At 71.4% G+C, this 15,058-nt stretch carries 13 protein-coding genes and 4 pseudogenes; 8 read left to right on the top strand and 9 right to left on the bottom strand.

The window, feature by feature from the left end; all coding sequences use genetic code 11:
* Positions 1-109: 109 nt before the first annotated feature.
* Positions 110-970, top strand: coding sequence for an alpha/beta fold hydrolase (locus tag ACFWBB_RS15625; RefSeq protein ID WP_385271587.1), 861 nt, complete (start codon positions 110-112; stop codon positions 968-970).
* A gap of 180 nt (positions 971-1,150) precedes the next feature.
* Positions 1,151-2,605: pseudogene (locus ACFWBB_RS15630) on the top strand (NF041680 family putative transposase).
* A 9-nt stretch (positions 2,606-2,614) separates the two neighbouring features.
* Here ACFWBB_RS15630 and ACFWBB_RS15635 read toward each other — a convergent pair.
* Positions 2,615-3,411, bottom strand: a protein-coding gene (locus ACFWBB_RS15635; RefSeq protein ID WP_385271443.1) for an IS5 family transposase whose coding sequence is annotated in 2 segments (ribosomal slippage) — positions 2,615-3,073 and positions 3,076-3,411 — 795 coding nt in all. Because the reading frame shifts where the segments join, the coding sequence is not laid out codon by codon here.
* A gap of 32 nt (positions 3,412-3,443) precedes the next feature.
* Here ACFWBB_RS15635 and ACFWBB_RS15640 point away from each other — a divergent pair.
* Positions 3,444-3,623, top strand: coding sequence for a hypothetical protein (locus tag ACFWBB_RS15640; RefSeq protein WP_385271446.1), 180 nt, complete (start codon positions 3,444-3,446; stop codon positions 3,621-3,623).
* A 63-nt stretch (positions 3,624-3,686) separates the two neighbouring features.
* Here the strand turns inward: ACFWBB_RS15640 and ACFWBB_RS15645 are convergent.
* From ACFWBB_RS15645 to ACFWBB_RS15655, 3 genes and pseudogenes are all read right to left on the bottom strand, one after another.
* Positions 3,687-4,782 (bottom strand): annotated as a pseudogene (locus ACFWBB_RS15645) (integrase core domain-containing protein).
* Between the two features lie 322 nt (positions 4,783-5,104).
* Positions 5,105-5,346, bottom strand: a pseudogene (locus ACFWBB_RS15650) (hypothetical protein); the annotation flags it as partial.
* Between the two features lie 174 nt (positions 5,347-5,520).
* Entirely contained in the window at positions 5,521-5,877 is a 357-nt protein-coding gene (locus ACFWBB_RS15655) for a VOC family protein (RefSeq protein ID WP_385271448.1), read from the bottom strand.
* A gap of 62 nt (positions 5,878-5,939) precedes the next feature.
* Between ACFWBB_RS15655 and ACFWBB_RS15660 the strand changes: the two genes are divergently transcribed.
* Positions 5,940-6,812, top strand: coding sequence for a universal stress protein (locus ACFWBB_RS15660; protein WP_385271451.1), 873 nt, complete (start codon positions 5,940-5,942; stop codon positions 6,810-6,812).
* A 51-nt stretch (positions 6,813-6,863) separates the two neighbouring features.
* Here ACFWBB_RS15660 and ACFWBB_RS15665 read toward each other — a convergent pair whose 3' ends face one another.
* The 3 genes from ACFWBB_RS15665 to ACFWBB_RS15675 all read right to left on the bottom strand — a co-directional run bounded on the left by ACFWBB_RS15665 (position 6,864) and on the right by ACFWBB_RS15675 (position 9,644).
* Positions 6,864-8,099 carry a DUF4032 domain-containing protein gene (locus ACFWBB_RS15665; RefSeq protein WP_385271454.1) on the bottom strand — a complete coding sequence of 412 codons (1,236 nt, stop codon included), beginning with the start codon at positions 8,097-8,099 and terminating at the stop codon, positions 6,864-6,866.
* Positions 8,100-8,108: 9 nt separating this feature from the next.
* A complete protein-coding gene (locus tag ACFWBB_RS15670; protein WP_385271457.1) occupies positions 8,109-8,858 on the bottom strand; it encodes an MBL fold metallo-hydrolase in 750 nt (249 codons plus the stop codon).
* A gap of 156 nt (positions 8,859-9,014) precedes the next feature.
* Positions 9,015-9,644 (bottom strand): alpha-ketoglutarate-dependent dioxygenase AlkB, encoded by a 630-nt coding sequence (locus ACFWBB_RS15675; RefSeq protein WP_385271460.1) that lies wholly within the window; start codon positions 9,642-9,644, stop codon positions 9,015-9,017.
* A gap of 150 nt (positions 9,645-9,794) precedes the next feature.
* On the opposite strand from ACFWBB_RS15675, the gene ACFWBB_RS15680 reads away from it, so the two are divergent.
* Positions 9,795-10,490, top strand: a complete 696-nt coding sequence (locus ACFWBB_RS15680; protein WP_385271463.1) for a TetR/AcrR family transcriptional regulator — start codon at positions 9,795-9,797, stop codon at positions 10,488-10,490.
* Between the two features lie 31 nt (positions 10,491-10,521).
* On the top strand, positions 10,522-12,195 hold the full coding sequence (locus ACFWBB_RS15685; protein ID WP_385271466.1) for an FAD-binding dehydrogenase: 1,674 nt from the start codon (positions 10,522-10,524) through the stop codon (positions 12,193-12,195).
* 13 nt (positions 12,196-12,208) lie between these two features.
* On the opposite strand, the gene ACFWBB_RS15690 is transcribed toward ACFWBB_RS15685, so the two are convergent.
* Entirely contained in the window at positions 12,209-12,568 is a 360-nt protein-coding gene (locus tag ACFWBB_RS15690; RefSeq protein ID WP_385271469.1) for a DUF488 domain-containing protein, read from the bottom strand.
* Positions 12,569-12,730: 162 nt separating this feature from the next.
* Here ACFWBB_RS15690 and ACFWBB_RS15695 point away from each other — a divergent pair, with 162 nt between their 5' ends.
* Together ACFWBB_RS15695 and ACFWBB_RS15700 are read left to right on the top strand one after the other, a co-directional pair.
* A complete protein-coding gene (locus ACFWBB_RS15695; RefSeq protein ID WP_385271472.1) occupies positions 12,731-14,146 on the top strand; it encodes a M1 family metallopeptidase in 1,416 nt (471 codons plus the stop codon).
* A gap of 162 nt (positions 14,147-14,308) precedes the next feature.
* Positions 14,309-14,689: pseudogene (locus tag ACFWBB_RS15700) on the top strand (HAMP domain-containing protein); the annotation flags it as partial.
* Between the two features lie 52 nt (positions 14,690-14,741).
* Here ACFWBB_RS15700 and ACFWBB_RS15705 read toward each other — a convergent pair.
* The gene (locus tag ACFWBB_RS15705) at positions 14,742-14,990 is read right to left on the bottom strand and encodes a WhiB family transcriptional regulator (RefSeq protein WP_385271475.1); all 249 of its coding nucleotides are present in this window, start codon (positions 14,988-14,990) and stop codon (positions 14,742-14,744) included.
* Positions 14,991-15,058: the final 68 nt, after the last annotated feature.

Raw genomic sequence — 15,058 nt, forward strand, 5'->3', positions numbered from 1 at the left:
GCCGCCCACCTGCCGTTCCACGCCCCGGCCTGGGCAACTATCACTGAGCTTGCTCTTTAACCTTTGGCGGAGCCTCAGTGACACCGGTAGGTTCTCCGCGGTGACCTTGATGGAGACGCAGGGCCTCACGTCGATGACCGACGAGGCGCAGTTACGTTGGATGGCGCTGGGGGACACGACTCGGCAGCCGGCCGTGATCCTGCTCCATGGCGGTCCGGGGCTGCCGGATTATCTGGGCGATGTCGCCCCCATGATCGCGGACCTCGCGCCCGTGTACCGGTACGACCAGCGTGGCACAGGCCAATCCCCGTGGCAGGGCCGCCATGCCTTCGCCCGGCATATCGACGATCTTGCTGAGCTGCTCGACGCATGGGGCGTGCCCAAGGCCGTGCTGATCGGGCACTCCTACGGCACGGATCTGGCGAGCCGGTTCTGTCTGACGCATCCTGACCGGGTTGCCGCGATGCTGCTGATGTGCGGGCCGTTCGCCGGTGATTGGCGTACCGGGGACCGAGCGGAGCGCGGCCGCCGCATGTCCGCAGCGCAGCAGGAGCAGCTCCGTGCCTTGGAGGAGTTGCCGCACCGCACGGAGGAGCAGGAAGTCGAGCTGCTCACACTGGCCTGGTTCACCGACCACGCCGATCCCGAACGGGGGTGGCACTGGGCCGCGCAGGGTGCCCGGCGGCGGCGCCCCGTCAACTGGGCTATGAACAGCGAGCTCGGCAAGGAGGGCCGCGCGGACCCGCTCGATGAGCATCTTGCCGAGCTCCGCGCATGCCTGCCCGCGCGGGCGGAGCTCCTCGGTGGGGCCGACGACCCCCGTCCTGTGTCGGCGCTTGAAGCACTCGCGCTCAGGCTCGATCTTCCGCTGACCCGGGTCGAAGACGCTGGGCACGAGCCCTGGCTGGAGCAGCCCAACACCGTGCGTGCGCACCTTCGGCGCTTCGTGCAAGGCACGGTGGGCTCATAGGGCTTCGACCGGATTGCCGGCCGGCCTCATCCCCGGCTGTCGGCACCGCGGCAGGGCCGGTGTCGAAATGGTCCTCGAACTAGGTCGCTCACCTGGGTGTTCGCCGGACGCCGAGGCGGCCTTCATCTGATCATGTGCTCCGACCAAGGACACGCATGACCACGACGAAGGCCGTTGAAGGTGAGTTTGCTGCCTGATCATGTTCCGGGGGAGGCGTTCGCGAAAGCGTCACGCTTCCGGGAGAACTTATTCGACTGCCTGACCGCGCGCGGGGACGAACTGTTCGACCTCGCCGACGCGTTGCTGTGCGCGGACGGACCGGTGACGGCGCCGGTCGACCCGACGCTGGTAGCTGAGCACCGGCGCGGACACGGCGCGATGTACGACGCGCTCAACAGCGGAAACGTGGACGCGCCCCGGCTGCGGCAGGTGCTGGCCGGCCTGCCCATGCCGCAGGCCGCCGACGGCCGCCTGGTCCTCGCGGTCGACGTGAGCAACTGGCTCCGCCCGGACGCGCCGACCAGCGCGGATCGTCTGTTCTGTCACGTCTACGGCCGCAGCGGACGGTCCTCGGATCAGTTCGTGCCCGGCTGGCCGTACTCGTTCGTCGCGGCCCTGGAATCGGGCCGGACGTCGTGGTGCCAGCTCCTGGACGCCGTGCGTCTCGGGCCGGACGACGACGTCGCCGAGGTCACCGCCGCCCAGGTCCGCCGGGTGGTCGTGGATCTGATCGAGATGGGCCGCTGGCACGCGGGTGACCGCGACATAGTGATTGTCTTCGACGCCGGCTACGACGCCCCGCGCATGGCCCACCTCCTCGACGGCCTCCCGGTCGAGGTCCTGGGACGGATGCGCTCCGACCGCGTCATGCGACGGCCGACGCCCTCGCTCAAGGAGTACGCCCTGTCCTGCCCCCAGGGCGGGCGACCACCGAAGCACGGCAAGGAGTTCCGCTTCGCCAAGCCGGAGACCTGGGGCGAGCCGGATGCGGCGACGGTCCAGGTCACCGATCGGTACGGCACTGCCCGCGCAATGGCCTGGGACCGCATCCACCCGAGGCTGACCACCCGTTCCGCCTGGATCGACCACACCGGTGAACTCCCCATCATCGAGGCCACGTTGCTCCGCCTCCAGGTCGACCGCCTGCCCGGTGGTGGAGACCCGCTGCCCCTCTGGCTGTGGTCGTCGGCCACCGGGCTGAGCGGTGAGGACGTCGGCGTCCGCTGGCAGGCGTTCCTGCGCAGGTTCGACATCGAGCACACCTTCCGGCTGATGAAACAGACCCTCGGCTGGACCCGGCCGAGACTCCGCACCCCCGAGGCCGGAGATCGCTGGACGTGGCTGATCATCGCCGCCCACACACAGCTCCGGCTCACCCGTGAAGCCGCGGCGGATCTCCGCCGCCCCTGGGAGAAGCCGGCCGAGCCCGCACGGCTCACCCCTGCCCGAGTTCGCCGAGGGTTTCGGAACCTCCGCCCGCACCTGCACTGTCCGGCCAGTGCAACGAAACCCTCAACACCTGGACCATGAAGGCCACTTGGCTCCAAGAACCGCCGCCCCACGACCCGCTATGACGTCGGGAAAACGACCAGGCGCCCTGAGAGCATCATCGAGCGCAACAGCCGCAGAGGTTAAGACGTCGTCTCATTTGGCGAGTCGGCGGTAGCAGATGAGGCTGCAGGCGATGGCGGTGAAGGCCAGGAAGTGCTCGGCCTTGCGTTCGTAGCGGCGGTGCAAACGGCGGCAGCCGCCCAGCCAGGACATCGTGTGCTCGATCGTCCAGCGATGCCGGCCCAGCCGGGTGGAGGACTCGATGCCCTTGCGGGCGATGCGGTGCCGGATGCCTCGCTTGCGTAGCCATCGGCGCAGGTGGTCGTAGTCGTAGCCGTTGTCCGCGTGCAGCTTGGCGGGCCGTCGTCTGCGCGGGCCGCGGCGGGAGCGGATCGGCGGGATGCCGCGCACGAGCGGCTCGAGTGCCTGGCTGTCGTGCAGGTTCGCGCCGGAGATGCCGATCGAGAGGGGTAAACCGGTCCGCTCGGTGATCAAGTGGACCTTTGAGCCCTTCTTGCCCCGGTCTACAGGATTCGGACCTGTCAGGTCCCCCCTTTCAGGGCCCGCATGTTCACCGAGTCGATCGCGCAGCGCGACCAGTCCAGGTCTCCGCGCAAACCCAGCTCGTCGAGGATGACGCGGTGCAGCTTCGCCCAGACCCGGGCGGCGGTCCACTCGGTGAAGCGCCGGTGCGCAGTCGGCCCCGACGGGCCGAAGACCGGCGGCAACTGCCGCCAGGTGCAGCCCGTCGTCGCCACGAAAATGATCGCGGCCAGCACCTCGCGATCCCCGTACCGGCGCCGACCGCCGCCCTGCGGCCGCGATGGAGCGGGTGGGACCACCCGCTGGAACAGTTCCCACAACTCGTCCGGCACCATGCGCTCAACCATCACCACACGGTGCAGACTACCCAGCACTCCAAATGAGACGACGTCTTAGCGTCTGGAAGCGTCCTTGGGGTACCCCGAACTCCGCAGCCCGGGCCGCCACCGGCAGTGACGACATCGACGGCTGGGAATTCTGGCGGCTGACCATTGCCGGTGTCGAGCAGTCGCTCGCCGAGTTCCGCGCCGCACACACCTCGCCCGACCCACCGGCCTGAGCGGCTAGCCCCGCTTGATGCTCGCCCGGACGCTGCGCTTGCCGGAAACCCCATCCATGCAGGTCACGCAGCATGCTGGTACTCGTGAAGGGGGCCGCCGAGTCGGTCGGTTCGATGTATGTCGAGGCGGGCGACTTCGTCCGGATCGGTGATCGGTTCGGGGAGCGGGTGCAGCGGGCGGGCGTTCGCGATGCCCTGGTGCGGCCGGTGCGTGTTGTAGAACTGCTCGAACTCCCGCAGTGCGTGGAGGAGATGCCGCTGGTTCCAGATCAGGGTGCGGTCCAGCAGTTCACGGCGGCAGGTCTGCACCCATCTCTCCATGATGGAGTTCATGCGGGGGATCCGGATGCCGCTGAGCACGACCTCGATCCCCGCGTCGGCGAGGATCGTGTCGAACAGTTCGGGGAACTTCCCGTCCCGGTCCCGGATCAGGTAGCGGGCCTGGCAGCCGGCGTCCTGGAGGTCCATGACGAGATTCCTCGCCGCCTGCGCCACCCAGGAGGCGGTCGGGTGCGCCGTCGCGCCCAGGATCCGGATGCGCCGGCCGGCGTGCCCGATCACCGCGAACACGTACAGCCGCGCCCCGGACAGGGTGACCGCTTCGAAGAAGTCGCACGCGAGGAGCGCGTCCGCCTGGGAGCGCAGGAAGTCCGCCCAGGTACTGGACGTCCGCTCGGGTACCGGGTCGATCCCCGCCTCCTTCAGGATCTCCCACACCGTGGAGGCGGCCACCTGCACGCCCACAACCAGCAGCTCGCCGTGGATGCGCCGGTAGCCCCAGCCGGGATTCCCGCGCCAGACGCAGCACGAGAACGCGGATCGAGCGCACCGTACGCGGCCGACCCGCACGCCCCGGCCGGGAACGGGCCGCGTGGCGGCGCGAGACCAGGTCGCGGTGCCAACGCAGCACGGTGTCGGGCCGCACCAGCAGCCGCATCCGACGCAGGGCCTCGGGCGGCAGACCCTGGAGCAGCGCTGCCAGGAACGCCCGGTCGCCCGCGTCGAACCGCACCCGCTGCCCGTTCAGCTGCCGCTCCAGCACCGCGATCTGATGGCGCAGAGCGAGGACCTCCACGTCCTTGTCCCGATCGCTCATCGGCAGCAGCCGCAGCATCGCGAAGGCGCCCGCCATGCCCAGGTACACCTGTCGCAGCAGCATGGTCGGTCATCATGCCTGGGTGATCGCCAGTCGTGCCAGAGTGGTCGACGTCGGCGAAGCGGCCGACATCCCGCGAACCGTCGCGCACTGGCTCCAACCAGCGCGGATGACGTTATCGGCAAGGGCAGGGCGGAACGTGAGGCACGGCGGTCCGCACAGGTTCTGCGGACAGTTTCGATGTGTTGCCGCTCGTCGCTGACGCTACCAGGACAAGGCGCCCGCGACCGACGAACGCTTTCCAAAAACGTCCTGTCGTCCGCGAGCTTTGCGCGAGGGATCGTGTGGCACGGATGGCTTCAGCGGCGCTGCCACCCGGCTCGTGTCAGCGTTTGACGCGGTTGCGGATGGCCAGGACTGCCAGGCCCAGCAGCACGGGCTCGGTTATGCGGGAGCCCATCTCGATGTAGGTGCCGGCAGTGGTCAGGTCCTGGCCTGCAGAGCGGAACACCACCGAGTTGAGCGTGACGTTCAGGGCCGTCTCGGGGGTACGGTGCCGGTCGCCTCTTGCTTCGGGTCCTCCTTCGGGAGCCCGACACCCATCAGCAGCACGACGGTCAGGATGACGGTCCGCGCCGAATCGGCGGCCTGTGCCATACGTCTCCCACCCCGAGAGGCTCGTCACTCACGGCGGCACGGCGAAGCCCGCGCCGGCTCCGCCCATCCTATGTTCGATCGCCCCGGTCCGCTCCGGGATGAGCGCGGACCGTGCGCTCTCGGGTCAGGGCAGGGCGCACGCCGTCAAGACGGGCGCCGTTCCCCCAGCACGCAGAACTCGTTGCCCTCGGGGTCGGCCAGCGTCACCCACGGCTGCTCGCCCTGGCCGACGTCCGCGTGGCGGGCGCCCAGGGACAGCAGACGGGTCACCTCGGCGAGCTGGTCGTCGGGGCGGAAGTCCAGGTGGAGCCGGTTCTTGACCGCCTTCCCCTCCGGCACCGGTGCGAAGAGCAGACCGGGCAGCCGGTCCGGCTCCGACCGGATCTCGTACTCGTCGGGGGCGTCGTTGATCACGACCCATCCGAGGGCCGCGGCCCACCAGCGTCCCAGCGCCACCGGGTCGGCCGCGTCGACGTTCACTTGTTCCCACTCCAGAGCCATACCCGAAGCGTAGTGAAGACTGGGCCCCGACGGATGTGATCACGACATGAGGAGGCGACGGGATGACGGGCCCGATCACGGCAGGGGTCGACGGAACGGACGAAAGCCTCGCAGGGCTCGCCTGGGCGGCCCGCGAGGCCGTCCGGCGGGACCTGGAACTGCGGGTGGTGCACGCCTGGCGGTTCCAGCCCGACGCGGCGGCCGACGTGGCGGACCGGGAGACGCAGGAGCGCTGGGTTCGGGACTCCGTGCGGCAGGCCGTCGCGACGGTCACCGAGCGGCACCCGGGCCTGACCGTCACCACCGACGTCCGGGAGGGCCGTCCGGTGGACACGCTGGTCGCCGCCGCGGCGGACGCGGAACTGCTGGTGCTCGGCTCGCGCGGGCACGGCCCGGTCGTCGGGTTCCTGCTGGGTTCGGTCGGCCAGCAGGTGATCGCCGAGGCCGCGCGCCCGGTCGTGCTGGTCCGGGCCGGTGACCAGCCGTCGTCCGAGGTGGCCTGTCACGAGATCGTCGTCGGCCAGCAGGGCGAGCCCGAGGACAGCGCCCCCGCGCTGCGCTTCGCGTTCGAGACGGCGGCCGCCCGGGGCGCGGGCGTCCGTGCGGTACGGGCCTGGACGCTCCCGCCGGTGTTCGCCTACAGTCCCGGCTCGCTCAAGCTCCTCGACGACGCCGGTGGCCTGGAGCCGTACGAGAAGAAGGCGCTGGCCGAGGCCCTGGCGCCGTGGCGGGAGCGGTTCCCCGACGTGCCGGTGGTGGAGCACGTGGAGATGGGCAGCGCGGGGCAGGTCCTGCTTTCGGTGTCCGGGCGGGCCCAGCTGATGGTGGTCGGCCGCCGCGCCCACCGCACGGCCGTGGGCGCCCGGATCGGCTCGGTGGCGTACGGCGTCCTGCACCACGCGGACTGCCCGGTCGCCGTCGTGCCCCACGACTGACTCACTCCCCAGGGCGGGCTCGTTCCAGGGCGGGCCTGCCCCACGAGCGACCTACTCCGGGATGGTCGGTTCCAGGGTCTCCCGGGCCTTGGGCAGGATCTTCTTGATGTAGTCCTCGACCGCCGTGTCGAGCCCGATGTCCTGCTGCGCGTGCTCCGAGAGGTACCAGCGGTGTTCGAGGAGCTCGTGGTAGATCTCCGCCGCGTCCATGGAGCCGCGCAGCTCGAGCGGGACCGCGCGCACGGTGGGCCGGAAGACGTCCCGCACCCAGCGGTGCGCCAGCACCTCCGGGCGGGCCGCGAGGGGGTCGCCCGGGGCGTAGTCGTCCTGGGTGGCCATCCAGCTCTCGAGGTCGTTCAGCAGCCGCCGGGCCTGGTTCTCCTCGGTGTCCAGGCCGGTCAGGCGCAGCAGCTGGCGCTGGTGGTGACCCGCGTCGACGACCTTCGGCACGAAGGTGACCGTGTCGCCGTTGGAGGAGTGCTCGATCTGCATCTCGGCGACGTCGAAACCGAGCTCGTTGAGCCGCCGGATGCGGCGCTCGATGTAGTGGTACTTGCCCGCCGGGTAGACGGAGACCCGGGTCAGCTCCTCCCACAGGGCCCCGTGGCGGGCGCAGATCTCCGTGCCGAACTCGATCGGGTCCACCGAGGGGTGCAGCGCCCCGGACGCCTCCAGGTCGAGCAGCTCGCCGCTGATGTTGACGCGGGCGAGGTCGAGGTCGTAGTCGCGCTGGCCGGGGCTCAGCTGGGGGTGCAGGTCGCCGGTCTCGGCGTCGACGAGGTAGGCGGCGTAGGCGCCCGCGTCCCGCCGGAACAGCGTGTTGGACAGCGAGCAGTCGCCCCACGCGAACCCGGCCAGATGCAGGCGCACCAGCAGCACGGCGAGGGCGTCCATGAGCCGGTGCATGGTCGCCGGGCGCATCGTCGTCTCGAACATCGAGCGGTACGGCATCGAGCCGCCCAGATGCCGGGTGACCAGCACCGACTCCAGCGGCACGCCGTTGCCGTCGGCGCGGCCGGTGACCACGGCCAGCGGGTCGACGGCGGGGATGCCGAGCCGGTCCAGGTCCCGCAGCAGCTCGTACTCGCGCAGCGCGGGACGTTCGGCGAGCTCCTTGACGGCGATCACCTCGTCGCCGGCCTGGGCATAGCGCACCACGTGGCGGGAGATGCCCCGGGGGAGCGGGACGAGGACCTCCTCGGGCCACTCCTCCAGGGGCAGGTGCCAGGGCAGCTCCAGCAGGAGTGCCGGATGCTCCGGATTGGTGGCGCTGATCTGCAAAGCCATGGCCTGACCTTAGACGGCGCGTTCGCGGGCCTGCTGGGCCGCCGCCTTCACGGACCCCCGGTGCAGCGGGCCGTGCCCGGGCAGCAGCAGGTCGGCCGGCAGCCCTTCGATCACGTCCAGCGACGTCACCGCGCGGGCGCGCTCGTGGTGGAACATGTCCGGCAGCAGCTGCGGCCCTTTCAGGCGCGAGGTCGGGTGGCCGCTGACCAGGGCGTCGCCGGAGACGACGACGCCCGCTTGCGGGAGGTGGAAGACGGCGTGGCCGGTGGTGTGGCCGGGGGTGTGCACCGGGACGGGCCGGCCCGGCAGGTCGAGCGGGCCGTCGGCGGCCGGGAAGGCCTCGGGCGCGGTGACCGGGTGCTGCTCGGTGCCGCCGGAGCGCAGCGCGTGCACCATCCAGGGCAGCACCCCGGGCCGCCAGGCGTTCCTCAGCACCTCGCCCACGGTCACCTGCTGGAGGAACTCCCGGCGGGCGTGGGGCACTTCGGCCTCGTGCAGATACACCGGGGTGCCGTACGTCGAGCGCAGGTGCTCGGCGGAGCCCAGGTGGTCGTTGTGGGCGTGGGTGACCAGTACGGCCGTGACGGCCTCCGGTGAACTGCCCACGGCGGCCAGGGAGTCCAGGACCAGCTGCCGGTCTCCCGGGTAGCCGGTGTCGATCAGGGTGACGGCGTCACCCTCGGCGAGTATCACCCAGTTGGTGTTGCTGCCGTGCACCAGGTAGGTGCCGTCCGCCACTTGCCGTACGTCTGCCCGCATGGCCGTCCCGTGTCCCGGATGTTCGTGATCGAGGTCGATGCTCGGGGTTCGTGCTCGACGGGGACAGCAAAGCAGATCACCGGGTGGATTCGGACGCCGGGGCACGGGGCCGGAACCGTACCCCGAGGGTTTCGGACAGGTACCGTCGGCTCCGTTTCACCGCACTCCGCGCGGGCGGAACTGGACGCTGATGCGCGGTCCGGCGGCGCGGGCGGACTTGGGGACGCAGTGTTCCCAGGTCCGCTGGCAGGAACCGCCCATCACGATCAGATCGCCGTGTCCCAGCGGTCGCCGGACCGTCTCGCCCCCGCGTACGGGGCGCAGCAGCAGGTCCCGCGGGGAGCCCACGGAGAGGATGGCCACCATGGTGTCCTCCCTGGCGCCGCGCCCGACCCGGTCGCCGTGCCAGGCGACGCTGTCCCGGCCGTCGCGGTAGTGGCACAGGCCGGCGGTGACGAAGGGCTCGCCCAGCTCCCCGGCGTAGTGCGCGGACAGCGCCCCACGCGCCCGTGTCAGCACCGGGTGGGGCAGCTCCTCGCCCGCTCCGTAGAACGCCAGCAGACGCGGTACGTCGATGACGTTGTCGTACATCTTCCGGCGCTCGGCGCGCCAGGGCACCTCGGTCGCCAGCTGTTCGAACAGGGTGTCCGATCCGGTGAGCCAGCCCGGCAGCACGTCGATCCAGGCGTCCGCGCCGAGCGGGGTCCGGCGGATGACGTCGAGGGACCCGAGGCGCAGTTCGTCGGTCTGGTCGAAGAGGGAGCCCTGGAGGTGGTGCGCGGTCATGGTTCCAGCCTACGCCTCAATCGAATGTTTGTTCCCTCGCGCTGCCCGGCGGCACGGGGGGCCGGGAGCCGAGGTGCTGCGTCCCGCTTCGGCAGGGCTTTCGATACAGCGGTGTATCGGATACATTCCCGTATCGAACGGGGGTCCGAGATGGCGACGGAACAGCCGGGGCAGACGGCTGAGCAGACCGGGCGGGTGGCCGAGCAGACCGGGCGGGTGGCCGAGCAGACCGGGCGGACGACGGGGCGCGTCACCAGGCGGCGGGTCCGCACGCGGGCCAATCTGCTCGACGCCGCCTTCGAGGTGTTCGCCGCCAAGGGCTTCGGACGGGTCTCCATCGAGGAGGTCTGCGAGGCGGCCGGCTACAGCAGGGGCGCCTTCTACTCCAACTTCGGCAGCCTGGACGAGCTGTTCTTCGCCCTTTACCGGCTACGGGCCGACCTGATCGCCGAGCAGGTGTCCGGGGCCCTCGCCCTGGACGGACCCGACCTCGACGTGCCCGCCGCCGTGGACCGGGTCACCGAGGTGCTCCTCCTCGACCTGGACTGGCTCCTGGTGAAGACGGACTTCCTCGTGCACGCGGCACGCGCTCCGGACGTCGCGCAGACGCTGCTGGAGCACCGCGCGCGGCTGCGGCGGGCGATCGCCGACCGGCTCGCCCGCGCCCGGGGGCTCGCCGTACTGCCGGCCGTGCTCGGGGACGTCGAAGGCGCGGCGCACGCCGTGGTCGCCGCCTACGACGGAGTCACCACCCAACTGCTGCTGGACAAGGACGTCGAGGGTGCCCGCGTCTGGCTGAAGCAACTGCTCACCGCGCTGCTGACCGACGGCAGCGGCACCCCGTAACGACATCCTCAGCAGAAAGGCAGCGGACGCCATGGACGCGGACGTCATCGTCGTCGGAGCCGGCCTCGCGGGTCTGGTCGCGGCGCACGAACTCACCAGCAGGGGCAGGCGGGTCGCCCTGGTCGACCAGGAGAACGCCGCCAACCTCGGCGGCCAGGCGTTCTGGTCCTTCGGCGGGCTCTTCCTCGTCGACTCCCCCGAGCAGCGCCGCCTCGGCATTAAGGACTCCTTCGACCTCGCCTGGAACGACTGGCAGGGCAGCGCGCGGTTCGACCGCACCGACGACGAGGACTCCTGGGCGGTGCGCTGGGCACGCGCCTACGTCGAGTTCGCGGCGGGGGAGAAGCGGACCTGGCTCGCCGGGCACGGGATCTCCTTCGTGCCGACCGTCGGCTGGGCGGAACGCGGCGATCTGCGCGCCGACGGCCACGGCAACTCCGTACCCCGCTTCCACGTGGCCTGGGGCACCGGCACGGGTGTCGTCGAGCCCTTCGCCCGCTACGCCAAGCAGGCCGCCAAGGACGGGCTGCTGACCTTCTACCACCGGCACCGGGTCGACGAGCTGGTCCTCGAGGACGGCGCCGCCCGGGGTGTACGCGGCACGGTCCTCGCCCCCGACGACTCCGCGCGCGGCGTCGCCTCCAACCGCGACCGCGTCGGCGACTTCGAGCTGACCGCCCGGGCCGTGGTCGTCACCAGCGGCGGCATCGGCGCCGACCACGACATCGTGCGGCGCTACTGGCCCGAGCGGCTGGGCACGCCGCCCCGCGAGATGGTCACCGGTGTCCCCGCCTACGTCGACGGCCGCATGCTCGGCATCAGCGCCGAGGCCGGCGTCCGGCTGGTCAACCGCGACCGCATGTGGCACTACACCGAGGGCATCCGGAACTGGGACCCCATCTGGCCCGGCCACGGCATCCGCATCCTGCCCGGCCCGTCCTCCCTGTGGTTCGACGCCCTCGGCCGCCGGCTGCCCGACCCTTGCCTGCCGGGCTACGACACCCTCAACACGCTCAGGCACCTGCGGACGACCGAGGACATCGCCGGCCACGACCACTCCTGGTTCATCCTCACCCGCAAGATCGTCGAGAAGGAGTTCGCGCTCTCCGGCTCCGAGCAGAACCCCGACATCACCGCCAAGGACCGCAAGGCCGTCCTGCGCGACCGGCTTCTCGGCAAGGGCGCCCCGGCCCCGGTGCAGGCGTTCCTCGACCGCGGCGCGGACTTCGTGATCGCCGACACCCTCGACAAGCTCGTCGAGAAGATGAACGGGCTGACGGAGAAGCCGCTGCTCGACGTGGACACCCTGCGCCGGCAGATCGAGGCGCGCGACCTCCAGATGGCCAACCCGTACAGCAAGGACGCCCAGGTCCAGGGCATCCGCAACGCCCGCCGCTACATCGGCGACCGGCTCGGCCGGGTCGCCACCCCGCACCGCGTCCTGGACCCCGAGGCGGGCCCGCTCATCGCCGTCAAGCTGCACGTCCTCACCCGCAAGACGCTCGGCGGTATCCAGACCGACCTCGACTCGCGTGCCCTGGGCGCCGACGGGCAGCCGGTCGAGGGGCTGTACGCGGCCGGTGAGGTGGCCGGCTTCGGCGGGGGCGGGGTCCACGGCTACAACGCCCTCGAAGGCACCTTCCTCGGCGGCTGCCTCTTCTCCGGACGCGCGGCGGGACGGGCCGCGGCGAAGCAGACGGGCTGACACCCACGCGTCGTCAGCGCTGGTCCGCCTCCAGCAGGCGGACCAGCACCGCCGTGTGGCTCTGCTCCGAGGACTTCGCGGACGTCAGCAGCGTCACCGGGCCCTCGCGGACCAACTCGCGTACGTGGTCGAGGAGTTCTGCCGCCTCCGGGGCGGTCAGCTCCGCCTCGTAGCGCCGCGCGAACTCCTCGTACGGTCCCTCGCCCGCGTGGTACCAGCGGCGCAGTCCGGTGGACGGGGTGAGGCCCTTGGGCCATTCGTCCACGCGGGCCGCGGCCTTGGACACCCCGCGCGGCCACAGCCGGTCGACCAGGACCCGCACACCGTCGTCGGGCTCGGGCGGGTCGTAGACGCGACGCACGCGGACACTCATGGGCGGGCCGTCCTCGGGTTGGCGGGTTCCGTCCGAGCGTAGGCCCGGACACCCGTCGGCACCGCCGGGCATGACCTGAACGGGGAGAACGGGCGGATGACCGGGGGCCAAGTCCCTAGTCTGAGGACGTCCGACCAGCCGCCACCCCCCCCAGGAGCGCACGTGAGGCACCCCCGCAGACGCACCACCACCCTCCTACGCCGCGAAGCCGTCGCCGCCACCGTCCCTGTCGCCGTGGCGGCGCTGCTCGCCGCGGCCGGACCCGCCACCGCGGCCGGACCGGGCACCGCCGGGGTCGGCGACCCCTACTTCCCGCTCGCCGGCAACGGCGGTTACCACGTGGCCCATTACGACCTGACCCTCCGCTACGACCCGGGCACCCGGCACCTCGACGGCAAGGCGGTCCTGACCGCCCGCGCCACCCGGCGGCTGGCCCGCTTCGACCTCGACTTCCAGGGGCTGAAGGTCACCGGCCTGAGCGTCGACCATGTCAAGGCGGGCTACCGGCGCGACGGCCAGGAACTCGTCGTCACCCCGAAGCGCGCCCTGCGCGCGGGCGAGCGGTTCCAGGTCACCGTCACCTACAACGGCACCCCCGGCCCGGTCACCGACCCCGACGGCTCCGCCGACGGCTGGATCCCCACCGACGACGGGGCCTTCGTCGCCGGCGAACCACAGGGCGCCATGACGTGGTTCCCGGCCGACAACCATCCACTGGACAAGTCCACCTACGACTTCACGATCACCGTCCCCGAGGACCGCGCCGCCGTCGCCAACGGCGTCCTCCTCGGACAGCGCACCACCAACGGCAGGACCACCTTCCGCTGGCACCAGGCCGAACCCATGGCCGCCTACCTCGCCACCGCCACCGTGGGGAAGTTCCAGGTCCAGCAGTACACGACCCGCGACGGCCTCCAGGTCTACGACGCCGTCGACCCGCGCGAGGCCGCGGCCGCCGCGCCCGTCCTGAAGCAGCTGCCGTCCGTGCTGGAGTGGGAGAGCGCGCTGTTCGGGCCCTATCCGTTCCGCGCCGCCGGCTCCATCGTCGACCACGCCCCCGACGTCGGCTACGCCCTGGAGACCCAGTCGCGGCCCGTGTACGACCGGGCCCCCTCCCTGGGCACCCTCGTCCACGAGAACGCCCACCAGTGGTTCGGCGACTCCGTCTCCCTCACCTCCTGGAAGGACATCTGGCTCAACGAGGGCTTCGCCACGTACACCGAGTGGCTCTATGCCGAGCAGCACGGCGGCAGCTCCGCGCAGAAGACCTTCGACGCCCTGTACGCCCGCCTGGCGACCGACGGCCTGTGGGAGTTCCCGCCCGGTGATCCCGGCAGCGGCGCGAACATCTTCGGCGCCCCCGTCTACGCCCGGGGCGCCATGACCCTGCACGTCCTGCGCAGCACCGTCGGGGACCGCGCCTTCTTCCGCATCCTGCGCGCCTGGGCCGCCGCACACCGCTACGGCCACGGCACCACCGCCCAGTTCGAACGGCTCGCGGAGCGGGAGTCCGGGGCCGACCTCGGCGCGCTCTTCCGGACCTGGCTGTACGGCCGGGGCAAGCCCGGTACGCCGTAGAGCCCCGAACGGGCCCGGAACCTGACGGGTTCCGCACACCTGTCGGCGAGGATCGAACGATGGTCACATCGCGACCCCGGGCCGTGCGCCCGCCGCGCCCCACCCGCTCACGGGTCGCGGCGGCGTCGCGGACCAGATGGTCGTCAGGGGCGGCCATGCCTGGAGGCCGCCCGGCGGGTGCAGCTCGACCCGTACGTCGCCCCGGCCGCCGAGTTGTTCCTCGGCGTCGGGGACAGCGGCGCGGCACCCCGCTGGGTGATGTCCCCGGCCGACAAGGCGAAGGTCTTCGGCGCGGCCGGTCTGGTGCTGGCCGTCACCGCTGTCACCGCCGTCGTCGCCACCCGTCTCGTCCGGCCCCTGCGCGCCCTGACCGAGGCCGCCCCGCAGCCCCCTGACCGGCACGCGCGCGTGCCGGTCGCGACGCGCGACGAGACCGGGATCCTCGCGGAGGCCTTCAACGACCTCGCCGAACGCCGGGAACGTCTGGAGGCCCAGCACAGGGCCTTCATCAGCGACGTGGCCCACGAACTGCGCAGCCCCGTGGGGCCCGGCACCAGCTTCCGGGTGACCGGGCCGCTACGCCCGAGCCCGCGGGTCACGAACTTCGGCGTGCCCTGATACGCCGCTTGAGGGCGCGTCGTTCGTTCTCGCCCGTACCGCCCCAGACCCCCAGGGTCTGGTCGGTGTCCATGGCCCACTCCAGGCAGGCCTCCCGCACCGGGCATTGTCGGCAGACCGCCTTGGCCTGTTCCATCTGGAGCAGTGCCGGACCGGAGGTACCGATCGGGAAGAAGAGGTCGGGATCCTCGCGGCGGCACGCGGCGTGCTCTCGCCAGTTGTCCATCGAAGTCACCTGCGATCACGTCGTGTGTGCTTTTCCGGATGAGTTGCTTCCGATCGGGTTGCCGCAGG

This window comes from Streptomyces sp. NPDC060000 (genome assembly GCF_042737375.1).
Lineage (GTDB): Bacteria > Actinomycetota > Actinomycetes > Streptomycetales > Streptomycetaceae > Streptomyces.

Bases quoted from the DNA above. Each gene is read 5' to 3' on its own strand.
- ACFWBB_RS15625 (WP_385271587.1), top strand. From the start codon at position 110: ATGGAGACGCAGGGCCTCACGTCGATGACCGACGAGGCGCAGTTACGT.
- ACFWBB_RS15640 (WP_385271446.1), top strand. From the start codon at position 3,444: ATGAGACGACGTCTTAGCGTCTGGAAGCGTCCTTGGGGTACCCCGAAC.
- ACFWBB_RS15655 (WP_385271448.1), bottom strand. From the start codon at position 5,877: ATGGCTCTGGAGTGGGAACAAGTGAACGTCGACGCGGCCGACCCGGTG.
- ACFWBB_RS15660 (WP_385271451.1), top strand. From the start codon at position 5,940: ATGACGGGCCCGATCACGGCAGGGGTCGACGGAACGGACGAAAGCCTC.
- ACFWBB_RS15665 (WP_385271454.1), bottom strand. From the start codon at position 8,099: ATGGCTTTGCAGATCAGCGCCACCAATCCGGAGCATCCGGCACTCCTG.
- ACFWBB_RS15670 (WP_385271457.1), bottom strand. From the start codon at position 8,858: ATGCGGGCAGACGTACGGCAAGTGGCGGACGGCACCTACCTGGTGCAC.
- ACFWBB_RS15675 (WP_385271460.1), bottom strand. From the start codon at position 9,644: ATGACCGCGCACCACCTCCAGGGCTCCCTCTTCGACCAGACCGACGAA.
- ACFWBB_RS15680 (WP_385271463.1), top strand. From the start codon at position 9,795: ATGGCGACGGAACAGCCGGGGCAGACGGCTGAGCAGACCGGGCGGGTG.
- ACFWBB_RS15685 (WP_385271466.1), top strand. From the start codon at position 10,522: ATGGACGCGGACGTCATCGTCGTCGGAGCCGGCCTCGCGGGTCTGGTC.
- ACFWBB_RS15690 (WP_385271469.1), bottom strand. From the start codon at position 12,568: ATGAGTGTCCGCGTGCGTCGCGTCTACGACCCGCCCGAGCCCGACGAC.
- ACFWBB_RS15705 (WP_385271475.1), bottom strand. From the start codon at position 14,990: ATGGACAACTGGCGAGAGCACGCCGCGTGCCGCCGCGAGGATCCCGAC.